The organism is Mycobacterium malmoense (genome assembly GCF_019645855.1).
In the GTDB taxonomy this organism is placed as follows: domain Bacteria; phylum Actinomycetota; class Actinomycetes; order Mycobacteriales; family Mycobacteriaceae; genus Mycobacterium; species Mycobacterium malmoense.
The window spans coordinates 4,431,117-4,443,680 of record NZ_CP080999.1 but is presented as its reverse complement, the minus strand read 5'-3'; the positions used below and the strand labels follow the sequence as shown (position 1 = coordinate 4,443,680).

The window sequence follows — 12,564 nt, the reverse complement described above, 5'->3', positions numbered from 1 at the left end:
AGGAATTAAACCGCAGCAACCGTCGCTGCTATATCGTGGCCCGCAAGGCAGGGCGGCCACGTCGGACACCTCGTGGTGGTCACATATGTCACGTGCGTCTCGGCGTGGCGGGCACATACTCTTCTGCCCACTTCCGAGCGACAAACATGGTGGCTGTCGCGCGGAGGTGGGCACATTGTCGTATGCCGGCCCAGCCAGTGACCGATGTGACACACGGGGATTGACGCCCGACTTTGGCTCGCCGCCGTGCCGGCCGAATTGGACCCGCAGCGTGAGATTCCCAGGAGACCGACGAGCTGTGGTACTTCGAGGAGCGCGAAGACGTCGGCGACTGGTTTCGTCGCCACGGCTGGGACGTGACGGTGACGCCGTCATCCGAGCTGATGGCCGGCTATGGCCGCCGCGCTGCCAAAGAGGTCGAGGACGCCGTGCCGGGGAACTTGTTGTGGCCGCGCAGCGGGCGTAGCGAGGCATAGCCCCTCGATTGTCACGCTGGCGTTGAAAGCAGCCGCAGTGCGGCTTGGCCTTCAGCACGGATCCCGGGCGGGATACGTTGCCATGCAGGATGATCCGCCGAAAGAGAGTTTGCAAGTAACCTCAGTCTTTTTCTATCAGATCCCGCGAATCGCTCTCTTTCGACGTACGGGTCTTCGATGCAGCACAGCAAGACGGCGGCGTCGTACAGATGCCGGCCTCGGTCGCGGGTGTCGGTTTGGTAGGCAGCGACTTTGAGAACTAGCGCGCCGAACGCGTCGGGAACGCTGATGGTGGTTGTCTGGCCCGTGCCAATTTGCAGGCGAGCGTTGATGGTGCGACGCAACGCTTGGGTTCCGCCTTCTACCTTCACCATTGTGCGTCCTCGTAATTTCTCCACTACCCGTGGCGCGGCGTGGTCGGCGAGGAGCACGTCAACTGTGTCTGCGGCACTGGCCACTACGTCAACGCGGGTGTCACCGCGGATGAATCGATGCGCGAATTCATTTCGTGGATCGACCGGAGTTGTTAGGCGGTATCCGAGGGATTCGAGCGCGGTCGCGGCCGCGGCCGGCACGCCTCGGGAGGTCTCGACGTGCAACATGATGTCGACGTCGTTGGTAGGGCGGATGATTCCGACGCCACGATGTACGGCGTGCAGCTGGACCATGAGGCCCCCGACGAGCGACCATCGATCGCTGTGTAGGTGCTCGGTGAGTTCAGCGACGTTCGGCCATGGTTTTGGCCAGCCACCCGGCGCTGCGACGACGTCAATCGTGGTCCGTTCACGCATTGAGCCGCTGCAGCCTGTGGTCGAGGAAATTCAGGCCGGTCTGACTCTCCCGGATGTCAAGTGATTCGGCGAGGTCGAGCGCTGAGAGCACCGGTGCGTCGTCAGCGAGAGCACGCACCGTCGCCAGGTCCATTTCGGTCGCCCGCAAAGTGTATTGACCGTCGACATCCTCGATGAGAGCGTGGCGGGTGACGATCTCGGTGAGCTCGTGGGCGGGGACATAACCGTCTACCCGGTCCGGCGCCTCGACCAACCCAAGCGTGGTGGCCGAGCCGGAGGTATCGACCACTTCATGTCGTAGTCGTTCAGCCGCCCGCGAATGGCCTCGATATCGGTGCACCCGGGCGCGTCCGCGAGTGCGGCCGACCAGTTCGGTCCCGGTCAACTGCCGGATCGCGCCCCTCAGCCTCGAGCGTTGCGTGGGGCCAAGCCAAGGCGCGGGCAAATCTGACAGCATCGCCACAGCAGCCCACGCGGTGCCTTCCGACCAGGCGCGGTGCCGAGCCCCTTGCCGGATGGCGATAAACCGATCCAGCGAAGTGCGGTCGATCAAGCCGCGCGCCACAGGGCATAGGTCGCCACGTGCCACGAGGTATTGCACCTGCCGCGTCGTCACGCCGAGCCGTCGTGCGGCATCCATCGCCGCAACGAATTCCATAACAGACATATTCGCAATCACGAAGTTGTCTGTCAACACGCGGGGACGCGCAGGCATATAAGTAGGGTCGGTCGTGCGCTCGATGACGGCGATGCTTTTTCTGCAACACTGCAGCCGATCCGGCGGCGACTGGCTGCCGCCAGCGCCGACTGGCGATGGGCTGCCGTCCTCGTCAAATAACGCCCAGTATCCGCTACACTCGTAGCATGGCTGCTACGATACCCGCCCGCGATCTCCGTAACCGCACCGCTGAGGTGCTGCGGCGAGTTGCGGCAGGCGAGGAGATCGAGGTGCTCAAGGACAACCGTCCTGTGGCGCGCATAGTCCCACTCACACGGCGCCGCCAATGGCTACCGGCAGCGGAGGTAATCGGCGAACTCATGCGCCTGGGTCCCGATACCACCAACCTCAGCGAGGAACTACGGGAGACGCTGACACGGACCACGGACGACGTGTCGTGGTGATGGTTCGGCGGGCCCTCGCCGACACGTCCATCTTCATCGGGATCGAGGCGGCACGATTCGACGACGACCGATTTACCGAACACGAGTGGGGCGTCTCGGTGATCACACTGGGTGAGCTGCGGCTGGGTGTCCTGCAAGCCAGTGACCCGGACACCGCCGCACGCCGGCTCTCCACATACCAGCTTGCTCAGCGGTTCGAACCACTGAGCATCGACGAGACGGTCTCCGAAGCGTGGGCATTGCTGGTATCCAAGCGCGCCGCCAACCTGCGAGCACCGATCAACGACAGTTGGATTGCGGCAACTGCCATGGCGCATGGCATTCCGATCGTGACCCAGGGCAGCGACTACTCTGCGATGCCAGGCGTTGAGGTCATAACAATCTGATGCGACAGGTGAGCCCCAGCCCGGCGCCCACTTCCTTGGTCGGCACGTCGACGTCGGACGAATCAAAGCTGGCACGAACGTCTTTGATACGCCTATAGAGCCGGAGCGGATGCTCGGGAACTCGGATCAAACCGTATCGCTCGTAAAACGCCGCCGCTTCTTCGTCGACAGCGTCGACCACGACAAGGCGTGCCGCAGCGACCTCCCCGGCCGCGACTGCCTTCCGCAGTGCCTCGGCGAGAAGGGTTGCGCCAACGCCCTTTCCCTGCTCTGACCGGTCGACTGCCAGCCCGGTCAGCAACACCATGCACCGGATACGCCGGCATGCCGCGAACGAGCTTTGCAGGAGCCTCGGCTCGAAGTACTGAGCCCATGGTCAGGCTGAAGTAGCCGACGACGCGTCCACTTCGAGTGACGACGAACGTCCGCACCGAGTCCATGCGTTGTGCTGCCAGTGCGTGGCGGCGAAGCCACTGGTCGAGCACCTCGTTTCCCCAGTCGAAGGTGCTGACATCGTGGTGGGCATTGAGCCTTTCGAGCCGGCGTCGCGGGGCGCGGCTCACACCTCGCGAAGCTTCGGGTTGTTCTTGAACAGGTCGACCAGCTCTGGCACGGGCTGGGCCGGCTTGTCGAGCTCGGCGATGAATCGGTCGAACGCCCGGTCAGATAACACCAAATCGTGGTGTTGCTTCACTACCCGCTTCGCCCGCGAGGTGACGGTGTCGAGCACGAATGCCGTCACTGTGGTGTCCTCGAGGTCGGCCGCATGACGGATGAGCGTGTCCTGCTCTGGGGTAACGCGGACCTCCAGCCGATGACGTCGGGGTTTGATAGCACGATCGCTCACCAGTCGAGCATAGTGACTGTTCGGACGGTGATACTGATGCCAGCATCCACCGTGGGCGCACGGTGACTGTCGCGGTACAGCTGCGTGGATGGCGTGTGGGTGTGGTAGGCCCTTCTGGCCAGGGCGGCGAGGTGATGATCTTGCCCAGCTGGCATGGAATGTGACCGTAGTTTCGTGTCGACGTCAGACGGCTGGCGAGCTGGACATAACTCTGAAGAACTTAGACCCATGGGACTTTCGAAGGGTTTTGGGTGATCGCTTCAGGAACGCGTGGGGTTATGCCCACAATCCCACAATGGGGATGCGGATCCGATGCTGAAATCCGATGAGAGCGGGAGATAATCGCCTTCGTGGCGGCAAAGCGAATGGACCGCGAGCAGTTCTTCCGCGCGATGTCGGGGCTCGACGACGATCGGCTGCGCAAGGTGCTCTGGAACCTGTACTGGCGCGGCACGGCGAACGTGCGGGAGCGCATCGAGGTCGAGCTTGCGGGCGACGGGCATGCACGCTCCAAGCGTTCGGCGAAGGCGCCGCCGGACCCGGAGACGGTGCGCGACGAGGTCGACGACTTCGTGGCGCTGGCGCGATCCGGCGCGTACCTGGGCGGCGACCGGAGGGTGTCGCCACGCGAGCGGTCGCGCTGGCGCTTCACCTTCAAGCGCCTTGCCATCGGAGCCCAGGACGCGCTGCGTGCCGAGGACGCCGGACCGGCGGCGTCCGCCCTGGAGCTACTGATCGACCTCGCGTGCGAAGTCGGCGGTTATAACTACTTCCGCTCCGAAGATCCGGTGGCGGCGGCGGGCTTCGTCGTGTCCGATGCGGCCGCCGCCTTGTGGGCGTGGACATGGCAGCGCCACGGTTTTCAGGTGTTCGCCGAAACCGCTGCGCCGCAACTGATCCGGTGGGAGTCCAGGTACGGCTGGACGCGCTACGGCGAGGGCTCGATCGCGGCGAAGGAGACTTCGCTCGCCGTGGTACTGGCGCGGATGCTGCGCGTTGCGGACACGTGGGAAGGTTTCGCCGAGCAGTACGTGCGGGCGCTGGACGAATCCGGCGCGTCGACACGCCGCGTACGGCGTTACCGCGATACCGGGCAGGAGCGAGCCGGCGCGCTGGCGGAATGGCACGGTCTGCTGCTGGAAAACCTCGCGGACACCGAGGGCGGTCTGCTCGACAGGATCACCAACCACTCCGCACTGGGCGGTCCGGAGCAGACATTGCTTTCCGCGCGGGTCGCGCACCGACGCGGCAACACCGACGCCGCTCGCGACCTCACCGCGCAGTATCTGCGAAAGCTACCAGGCCACAACGGATTCCGCGAGTTTGCGGCCGAGATCGGCGCGACGGCCCCGGAGTGAACGCCCCGCGACGCTACAGACCGAGCGCGACGCGCAGCCGGTCGACGTCCATGCCGCCGCGCGCGGCCGCACCGATGGGGAAGCTGTCCAGGAGCTTGACCAGGTCGCCGCGGCGGGTTGGGTCGCCGGCGGCCTGGCGTGGGGTGCGGCCGTCGAGCGCGGGGAGGGGTTTGTCGAGCCACTTGGTTTCGTAATCGCGGACGAATTCCGGATGGATCGGATTCGCACGCTGACGGCCGAATTGGACCCGGACCGAGAGGTTCCCAGGACCGACGAGCTGTGGTATTTCGAGGAGCGCGAAGACTCGGTGATTGGTTCCGTCGCCACGGCTGGGACATGACGGTGACGCCGTCACTCGAGCTGATGGCCGGCTATGGCCGCAGCGCGGCCAAAGAGGTCGAGGACACCGTGCCGGGGAACTTGTTCGTGGCCGCCCAGCGGGCGGGGTCGTAGCGAGGAATTTGTGCCGCTTTCGCCTGTTGTCAGGGAAATTCAGGCTGACCTAGCGCTCCCGGATGTCAAGAGTTCGGCGAGGTCGAATGCTGCGAGCATGGGTTGCTATGCGACTTCGCGCACGTGCAGGATCTCACGCCGCCGCCGTGGCCGTATATCGTCGCTGGCTAAAGTGACCACGGCAATCGTGCTTCCGTCTGCGGCAGTGAATTCGACTTCGTAGCCGCCCGCCGCGTAGCGGCCCACAACGGCACCGACATCTCCAGCGACAAGGCCTTCCTCGGGAAGGTCGCGCGTCAGTACGACTACATCGTGTTCTGCATACATCGGTCTACTCCTCAGCTTGGGTAGGCTGTCACCAGTCGCGGCACGCCATCGGGTTCATCGCTGATCCATACGGTACGCAACGCCACCATCCGGCCGCATGGTGATTCCACGACGCCGTCGACAATCATTTTGGAACCATAGGCTGTCGCGCCGACCTCGACGAGCTCACCATTCTGGGCGATATGTGCCAGATCATCGCGGAGGCGAGTCCATTCGTGGCTCCGATATCCAAGGGACATGAACAACACGGCCTTTGCACCTCCCACGGGATGGGCCATCGCGAGCAGGTAGTCGATAATCTTGCGCTCGTCGATGCGAGCTTCGCTCCATCGGATCACGATGCACCTACGGCCTTCGGGATGGGAACCATTCACCGCCAAACTAGAACGACCGCCATTGACGAAGCAGAAGACACACCGATACGTGGATCTTCGACGTTCGACAATGATCGGATGTTCGGCGCTGGTGGTCTGGTCCGTACGTTCGTCGGGGGTTGTTACCAGACGCCGCTGGCGTCGAGTCTGCGCTGGTGGCATCGAGCCTGCGGTCACGGCGGGCTTTTCGCCTTGGCGGCCGCAACCACCGCAGTCTCGGCGCCCCAGCGAACAGCGCCCGACGAACTCCCGGGCAAGACCACCAGTCCGACAACCAGGAAGCCGACGCTCAGCGCACCATCTGGCGCGAACCGCTGGAGTGATCAATAACGATGAGCACGCTGCGCTCCCATGATACTCCGACGCCCGACCCGTGGCTGAGTGGCGCAACGTTTAGCACTGCGGCGATTTGCGCGGCCCATGGTCGGGCACTGTCAGCTGCAAGAGCTGATCGGCCGGTATGGCCGGGCGGGTTCGCTGCTCACCCGTCGGCGGACGAATCAAGGCTGGCGCGAACGTCTTTGATACGCCTATAGAGCCGAAGCGGATGCTCGGGAACTCGGACGAAACCGTATCGATCGTAAAACGCCGCCGCTTCGTCGTCGACAGTGTTGACCACGACAAGGCGTGCCGCAGCGACCTCCCCGGCAGCGACTGCCTTCCGCAGTGCCTGCGAAAGCTACTCGGCCACAACGGCTTTCGCGAGTTCGCGGCCGAGATCGGCGCGACGGCCCCGACGTGAGCGTGGCGCTACAGCCCGAGCGCGACGCGCAGCCGGTCGACGTCCATGCCGCCGCGCGCGGCCGCACCGATGGGGAAGCTGTCCAGGAGCTTGACCAGGTCGCCGCGGCGGGTTGGGTCGCCGGCGGCCTGGCGTGGGGTGCGGCCGTCGAGCGCGGGGAGGGGTTTGTCGAGCCACTTGGTTTCGTAGTCGCGGATGAATTCCTCGAGAAACGCGGCCAGTTCGGGGTCGTCGGGCTCGAGCGCGTCCTCGTCGGTGATAGGCAGCTGCTCGGCGGCTTCGCGGGCATCGCGCATCGGTTGGCGGACGTCGTCGAGCACCTCCATCGCGGGGTCGAGCCGCTCCAGCGTGGCCAGCACGCGGTCCATGCGCTCCTCGCTGTTGGCTTCCGCCCGCAGGGTGTCGCCGTCGAGAACCAGGGTGGCGCGAATCCGCCGCATGCCCTGGGTGGTGATGTATTCGAGCCAGCGCGGCGGCTCCTCGCCGTCGACCCGGTCGTAGGCGTCATCGAGCGCGGCCTCAATCCCCGCCGGGTCGCCGACGCACACGGTGGCCTCGCAGATCGCGAGCGGGTCGCCCTCGGTGTTGACCGGCGCCGGCGGCGCGAGCCGGCGGCTCAACTGCGTCACCAGCGCCACGGGGTCGGGTTCCGCGTCGAGCAGGTCGATCAACGGATCGCGCTCGTGCAGCGCGACCGGTTCCAGTCCGCCGAAAAATTGCATCGTGTCCCCCGCGGACACCACGCGTGCGCAGACCAGATGCCCGGGCTTCAGCTGACGGCTGGCCGTCCGCTCCCGCACCTCATGGGTGTCGCCGGTGCGCAGGTCGCGCACGGTGATGCCCTGACCGGGCTGCACCTGTTCGACCTCGAACACCGACCGCTGCACCAGCAGCCATTGTTCGGCCAGCAGCCGTTCGTCGTCGGGCAGCAGCGACCCGCGCATCTGCAGGAACTCCTCGAACGCACCGCCCTCGAATAGCACCGCGTCCAACACCAGCGGATCGTCCAGCGCCGCCGCCAGCGCATCGGAAGTAGCGTCGACGTAGCGGCAGCGTTCGTAGCCCACCTCGAACAGCTGGTCGTTCCATCCGTCCAGCAGCACGTGCTGGATGGCCTTCGCGTACAGCCAGCTTGCCCGCTCGGCCAGCGGCGGCTGCTCTCGCCCCAGATGACATTTCTTGTACTTCCGGCCAGATCCACACCAGCACAGCTGATTTCGGCCAAGGTCACGGCGCGGCGCGGTCCGATACCGCTCCAGCAGCTCCACCAGCGGGTGGTCCGGCTCGACGTCGGCGCGGCGCAGCAACGCCAACCCGCGCTCGGCGTCGCCGCGATCGGAGGCGATACGGGCCAGGTCCAACAACGGCAACGGCCAATCCGGATCCATCGACTCGGCCGCGAGGAACTCGCGTTCGGCCGCGTCGATGTCGCCGATCCGTTCCAGCGCCACCGCGCGCAGCCAGCGGCACGCCACCTGCGCCGCGCGCGGCACCTTCGGCTCCAGCACCTCGGTGAACAGGCTCAGCGCGGCGGCACCGTCTCGGCCGCCGCCGACCGTCTCGGCCACGAGCAGCTCAGCCAGTCGCGGGTCGGCGAGCGCGGCCCCGAGCTCACCGAAGAGATCGAGCACGTCCGCGGCCAACGCATCCCCGGGCGCCTCGTCCGCGTCGACGGCCTCGACCAGCAGGGACACCTGGTCGTAGAGCTTGATCAGCGTGTACAGCACGAACGCGTCGTCGGGGTCGAGGTCGTATTGCTCGGCCAGCGTTGCGCACCGGCTCTCGAAATGCCAACGGTCGAAGTCGAATCCGGCGGGTGCGAGCCATTCGCCGCGACGTGCCAGACCGTAGTCGTCGATGATCTCGCCCAGGGGCGGCAGCGGCTCGGTGAACAGCTCCGGGTCCTCGGCGCACGCCGTCCACACGGCCGCGTCGATGTATACGGGCTCGTCGGCATCGAGCGTCGCGGCCAGCCGGGCACCCGCGGCGGGATGCGCCAGGGCTGTTACCCGCTCGACCACGAGTCCTTGCTCGGTCAGCCGCACCCCGACGAGATCCCCCTCGGCCGTGCCCAACGCTTCCAGGGTGCCCGGTTCGAGGAGCAGCGCCCCGAGCGGGTCGATCGCCTCGGGCGGGATGCCCCGTTGCTCGAGCAGTTCATCGTCGAACCCGGCCAGCACCGCCCGTACCGGCGACCCATCGGCGAGTAGCTGGTACTGCTCGTACTCGCAGAGTGCGGTGATCGGGTCCAGATCCGGGGTCACGGTAAGCGCGTCGTGGGCGGCGTCGTCTGCGCTGAGTTGGTGCGTGAACACCCGCCCGGCCAGCACGGCCGGCAGCCACACCCACCGATCGTCAACCAACTGCCTTGCCGGACAAACCATTTCGTCGAGTATCTCGTCCAGTACGTCATCCGGGTCGACCACACCGGTCTCCCGCAGTCGTTGCGCGATGTCGTCTTCGTGCAGTGGGCCGTGTTCGACCAGGACCCTCGCAAGGGTCTCCGTCGCGTCGAAAGCTTCAGCCACGGCGACCACCCTATGCGGCCGCGAGCCGAGTCGCGAGGTCCGCCATCAGCCGACCGGTCGGGTCCCGACACGGAGCCCTTGACCAGAGCCACGATTTGTCCATACCCATGCTGGTGATCCGTCCGAAGATCTGCTGCGGATTTGTCGGCATAGTTGTTGCGGATCCGCCGGACTCGACATGCGAACGAAGGAAGTCGCCGGTAGGCAGAGGACGACGGCTGGCTTGTCGCCGAATCAGTTCGTTCCGCCTCAGCGCGCGTTGGTTTGGTGATGTGAATCCGGGACGTCGCCGTCCCCGCCACGGCCTGCATGCCCGCGCCATTTCCGGTATCCACGCCGCGCGGCGAACGCACCGACGATGGCGGTGACGCACCACACCGCGATCGCCGCGTACGCCAACAGCGATGACCGATTCCCGATCGAAGCGCCCAGCGCGGTATAGACGAACGCCCGCGGCACCGAACCGATGAACGCACCAATGGCCATCTGCCACAACGGAACTCCGAAGGCGCCGAATGCATAAGATGCCAGCGCGTCCGATATGCCCGGGACGAAGCGCTGACCCACAACCGCCCACAGTCCGCGTCGTTCGATCAGTGCGTCGATGCGCTTCGCGCGTGTCGTCCCGAGCAGAGCCCGCGCGCTGTCCCGGCCGGCCCGACGGCCGATGAAGCTCGCGACGATCGCGGTGCCCACCGTCGCACCCAGCGTCACGAAGATGCCGAATAACGGACCGAACAGCAGCCCGCTGCCCGCGGCCAGGATCGGGCCCGGCACGAACAACGCGCCGAGGACGGCCGACACCACGACGTAGGCCAGCGGCGCCGCCGGTCCCGTCGCCGAGACTGTTCGCCGCACCTCCTCGACATCGATGACTTGGGCGACGGCTACCAGGTAGAACAGCACGAGCAGGAAGCAGGCGAACACGGCGAGCCGCACGACGTGGCGCCGTCGGGATGTTGGTGGAGAACCGTCGCTGTCGACCATGCTGACCGCGATTCTTCCGCACCGCCGTGGACCGCTGAGCGGAGCCGGCGCGGTCGAAAAATACCCGTCGGCGGCGGCGAAGAACACGGACTTACAGTCCTGCCCTATGACGCGGACTTCGACCTCATTTCCACGGCGACTGGTCAACCCTGCCGGTGGGTTGTGCCGGCCGGCGCAGTCGATTAGAGCGTCATCGTCGCGTAGCGAGTGTGCAACCGGACGATCGTGTTTGGTCAAGTCGAGACGGACACCAACCACGGTTGTTCGTCGGTACCCTCTCCGGTGAGATGCCTTTTCAATTCGCCCCGATCAACGGCGGGTGCCATTCCAAGTCGTGTGCGCACTCGACTGAGCGCCTGTCACACCTCTCGCTGCGAGGCATGACGCGTGTCGGGGCGAGCCCCCGTAGCGGCACGAAACGCCGCTAGCCGCGAGAGTGCAACTACCGACGCGTTTCTCGAGTAAGGCCGTCGCCAACCGCACTCTGGCGGCATGGCCAAACCCGACGATGGAGCATCCGCTATAGCGTTGTGATGCGACAATCGGCCGGTGGACGAATATGACCGTCGCATCGCGGAAGCAATTCAGGTGCTGCAGCGTCACGGCGCGGTATTTGCCTACCTGCACGGCAGCCGGGCCGCTGGTAGGGCCGGTCCCGATTCCGATATCGACATTGCGGCCTATTTTGACGGAAAGCCCCCGGAGTCATTCGAGGTTCTCCTGCCTTCCGGCATCGACCTTGTGGTGTTGAATCGGGCTCCGCTGGAACTCGCGGGGCGTGTGGCGCTGCACGGCAAACTTCTCTTCGAGCGCGACGCCGCCGTTCGTGTGGTGTGGGAGGCGACGACACGCAAGATCTATTTCGACGAGCTGCCACGCATGAATCGCGCTCATCGGGAATTCGCCGAAGCGGTGTTGCGCCGTGGTCGATGACATCCGAGTTTTCCGGCTGCTGCGGGCGATCACCGACGATCTCGGGGTTTTGCGTCAGGAATCCACAGCCAGTGAAGAGCGTCGCGCCGACCCGATGTGGCTGCGGGGGGTGAAATACGGTTTCGTCACGGCCATCGAAGCCTGCGTGGATATCGCCCAGCACATCTGTGCGGCGCAGGGTTGGGGGCCTCCATCCGACAACGGCGACGCTATGAAAGTACTTGGGCGCCATGGCGCATTGAGCGACGACGTGTCGGACGCCATGCGCAAGGCCGTCGGATTCCGTAACGTCCTGGTGCACGAGTACGTCGAGGTGTCGGACGAGATCGTGGTGCGCAGGCTCGGCGATCTGGGCGATCTGGATCGATTCGTCGAGCAGGTGACCGCGTTCCTGTCGGCAAACTCGGCTTGATGCGACGACAAGTTGATGGCGCGATCGCAGCGCGGCGATTTCGACACAAGGAATCACACAAGGAATCGGCCCAACGGAAGCGCCGCCGCCATCGCTTCCGCGATGTTCTCCGGGTCGCCGAACGCATCCGGATCCAGCCGCGTTTCGCTGGCTTTCCTGTACCGATCGTGGATCTTCGGGGGAGACCAATCGCATGATCCTGCCGCTCGAACGAGGCCCGGTGGTTTCCTCCCGGTGCGCGTCAACCGCGTCAAGTAACAACCGTAAAGCTGACCAGGCTTACCGGGCGTTTACGTGGTGCAGCGCTTCCCGCATACTCGGCAATGAGAACGGCATTTCTGTATTTGTTGAACGTTGTTGTACCGTTTAGTCAGGATTATTCTCTCTTGTCGTAGTACGGAGGACCGTGTGATGCAGAAGGCCCTGGCTCCCGACATTTCGACCTGGCCCGACGAGAACCCGCAGCTGATCGGCAGTCGATGCGGCAACTGTGGTGCCACCACGTTCCCGGTGCAGCAGTGGTGCCCGCGGTGCAGCGGCGGCGAGATGACCGAGCTGTTGCTGCCGCGCCGCGGAACCCTGGTGGCGTGGACCACCCAGGGTTTCCCGCCCGGAGCTCCTTATGCCGGTCCGACCGGCAAGGACTTCATACCGTTCGGGGTGGGCCTGGTCCAGCTCGACGACGTCATCCGGGTCGAGGGCCGGCTGACCGAAAACGATCCGGCCAACCTGGAATTCGGTCAGGAGGTCGAGCTGACCATGGTGCCGCTTACCACCGACGCCGACGGCGCCGAGGTCATGACGTTCGCTTTCCAGCCGGTCTGAGGA

General features: G+C 65.3%; 14 protein-coding genes and 4 pseudogenes. 9 read left to right on the top strand and 9 right to left on the bottom strand.

Translation table 11 applies throughout. From position 1 onward, the window contains the following. Positions 1-237: 237 nt before the first annotated feature. A pseudogene (locus K3U93_RS20410) lies at positions 238-466 on the top strand (SAM-dependent methyltransferase); the annotation flags it as partial. 21 nt (positions 467-487) lie between these two features. On the opposite strand, the gene K3U93_RS20405 reads toward K3U93_RS20410, so the two are convergent. Both K3U93_RS20405 and K3U93_RS20400 read right to left on the bottom strand, forming a co-directional pair. Beyond that, positions 488-1,267 (bottom strand): nucleotidyl transferase AbiEii/AbiGii toxin family protein, encoded by a 780-nt coding sequence (locus K3U93_RS20405; protein ID WP_083011956.1) that lies wholly within the window; start codon positions 1,265-1,267, stop codon positions 488-490. Next, positions 1,260-1,982 carry a hypothetical protein gene (locus K3U93_RS20400; protein ID WP_139797161.1) on the bottom strand — a complete coding sequence of 241 codons (723 nt, stop codon included), beginning with the start codon at positions 1,980-1,982 and terminating at the stop codon, positions 1,260-1,262. The genes K3U93_RS20405 and K3U93_RS20400 overlap by 8 nt, the downstream gene beginning before the upstream one ends. A 149-nt stretch (positions 1,983-2,131) precedes the next feature. Between K3U93_RS20400 and K3U93_RS20395 the strand changes: the two genes are divergently transcribed. Both K3U93_RS20395 and K3U93_RS20390 read left to right on the top strand, forming a co-directional pair. Beyond that, positions 2,132-2,389: a type II toxin-antitoxin system Phd/YefM family antitoxin gene (locus tag K3U93_RS20395; protein WP_083011961.1), complete on the top strand. Its 258-nt coding sequence runs from the start codon at positions 2,132-2,134 to the stop codon at positions 2,387-2,389. After that, positions 2,386-2,775, top strand: coding sequence for a type II toxin-antitoxin system VapC family toxin (locus tag K3U93_RS20390; RefSeq protein WP_071509157.1), 390 nt, complete (start codon positions 2,386-2,388; stop codon positions 2,773-2,775). The genes K3U93_RS20395 and K3U93_RS20390 overlap by 4 nt, the downstream gene beginning before the upstream one ends. Here the strand turns inward: K3U93_RS20390 and K3U93_RS20385 are convergent. Next, positions 2,762-3,082 carry a GNAT family N-acetyltransferase gene (locus K3U93_RS20385; RefSeq protein WP_083011963.1) on the bottom strand — a complete coding sequence of 107 codons (321 nt, stop codon included), beginning with the start codon at positions 3,080-3,082 and terminating at the stop codon, positions 2,762-2,764. The genes K3U93_RS20390 and K3U93_RS20385 overlap by 14 nt on opposite strands. A 252-nt stretch (positions 3,083-3,334) precedes the next feature. Beyond that, positions 3,335-3,622, bottom strand: coding sequence for a type II toxin-antitoxin system TacA family antitoxin (locus K3U93_RS20380; RefSeq protein WP_176220053.1), 288 nt, complete (start codon positions 3,620-3,622; stop codon positions 3,335-3,337). A gap of 365 nt (positions 3,623-3,987) precedes the next feature. On the opposite strand from K3U93_RS20380, the pseudogene K3U93_RS20375 reads away from it, so the two are divergent. Next, positions 3,988-4,452: pseudogene (locus K3U93_RS20375) on the top strand (hypothetical protein); the annotation flags it as partial. 541 nt (positions 4,453-4,993) lie between these two features. Here K3U93_RS20375 and K3U93_RS25760 read toward each other — a convergent pair. After that, a pseudogene (locus K3U93_RS25760) lies at positions 4,994-5,188 on the bottom strand (hypothetical protein); the annotation flags it as partial. Between K3U93_RS25760 and K3U93_RS20370 the strand changes: the two are divergent. Beyond that, positions 5,189-5,433: pseudogene (locus K3U93_RS20370) on the top strand (SAM-dependent methyltransferase); the annotation flags it as partial. A gap of 105 nt (positions 5,434-5,538) precedes the next feature. Here K3U93_RS20370 and K3U93_RS20365 read toward each other — a convergent pair. Together K3U93_RS20365 and K3U93_RS20360 are read right to left on the bottom strand one after the other, a co-directional pair. After that, the gene (locus K3U93_RS20365) at positions 5,539-5,760 is read right to left on the bottom strand and encodes a DUF4926 domain-containing protein (RefSeq protein WP_071508759.1); all 222 of its coding nucleotides are present in this window, start codon (positions 5,758-5,760) and stop codon (positions 5,539-5,541) included. Between the two features lie 11 nt (positions 5,761-5,771). Then, positions 5,772-6,311, bottom strand: a complete 540-nt coding sequence (locus tag K3U93_RS20360; protein ID WP_139797162.1) for a DUF6883 domain-containing protein — start codon at positions 6,309-6,311, stop codon at positions 5,772-5,774. Positions 6,312-6,594: 283 nt separating this feature from the next. Here K3U93_RS20360 and K3U93_RS20355 point away from each other — a divergent pair, with 283 nt between their 5' ends. Further along, entirely contained in the window at positions 6,595-6,876 is a 282-nt protein-coding gene (locus tag K3U93_RS20355) for a hypothetical protein (RefSeq protein ID WP_139797163.1), read from the top strand. Between the two features lie 8 nt (positions 6,877-6,884). On the opposite strand, the gene K3U93_RS20350 is transcribed toward K3U93_RS20355, so the two are convergent. Beyond that, positions 6,885-9,404 (bottom strand): SEC-C metal-binding domain-containing protein, encoded by a 2,520-nt coding sequence (locus K3U93_RS20350; RefSeq protein WP_083012008.1) that lies wholly within the window; start codon positions 9,402-9,404, stop codon positions 6,885-6,887. A 249-nt stretch (positions 9,405-9,653) separates the two neighbouring features. Beyond that, on the bottom strand, positions 9,654-10,391 hold the full coding sequence (locus K3U93_RS20345; RefSeq protein ID WP_083011970.1) for a TVP38/TMEM64 family protein: 738 nt from the start codon (positions 10,389-10,391) through the stop codon (positions 9,654-9,656). Positions 10,392-10,940: 549 nt separating this feature from the next. Here K3U93_RS20345 and mntA point away from each other — a divergent pair. The 3 genes from mntA (at position 10,941) to K3U93_RS20330 (ending at position 12,561) form a co-directional block, all read left to right on the top strand. Beyond that, a complete protein-coding gene (gene mntA / locus K3U93_RS20340) occupies positions 10,941-11,324 on the top strand; it encodes a type VII toxin-antitoxin system MntA family adenylyltransferase antitoxin (RefSeq protein WP_083011973.1) in 384 nt (127 codons plus the stop codon). Beyond that, entirely contained in the window at positions 11,314-11,736 is a 423-nt protein-coding gene (hepT, locus tag K3U93_RS20335) for a type VII toxin-antitoxin system HepT family RNase toxin (RefSeq protein ID WP_083011975.1), read from the top strand. The genes mntA and hepT overlap by 11 nt, the downstream gene beginning before the upstream one ends. A gap of 411 nt (positions 11,737-12,147) precedes the next feature. Continuing rightward, positions 12,148-12,561 carry a Zn-ribbon domain-containing OB-fold protein gene (locus K3U93_RS20330; RefSeq protein ID WP_071509148.1) on the top strand — a complete coding sequence of 138 codons (414 nt, stop codon included), beginning with the start codon at positions 12,148-12,150 and terminating at the stop codon, positions 12,559-12,561. Positions 12,562-12,564 lie beyond the last annotated feature (3 nt).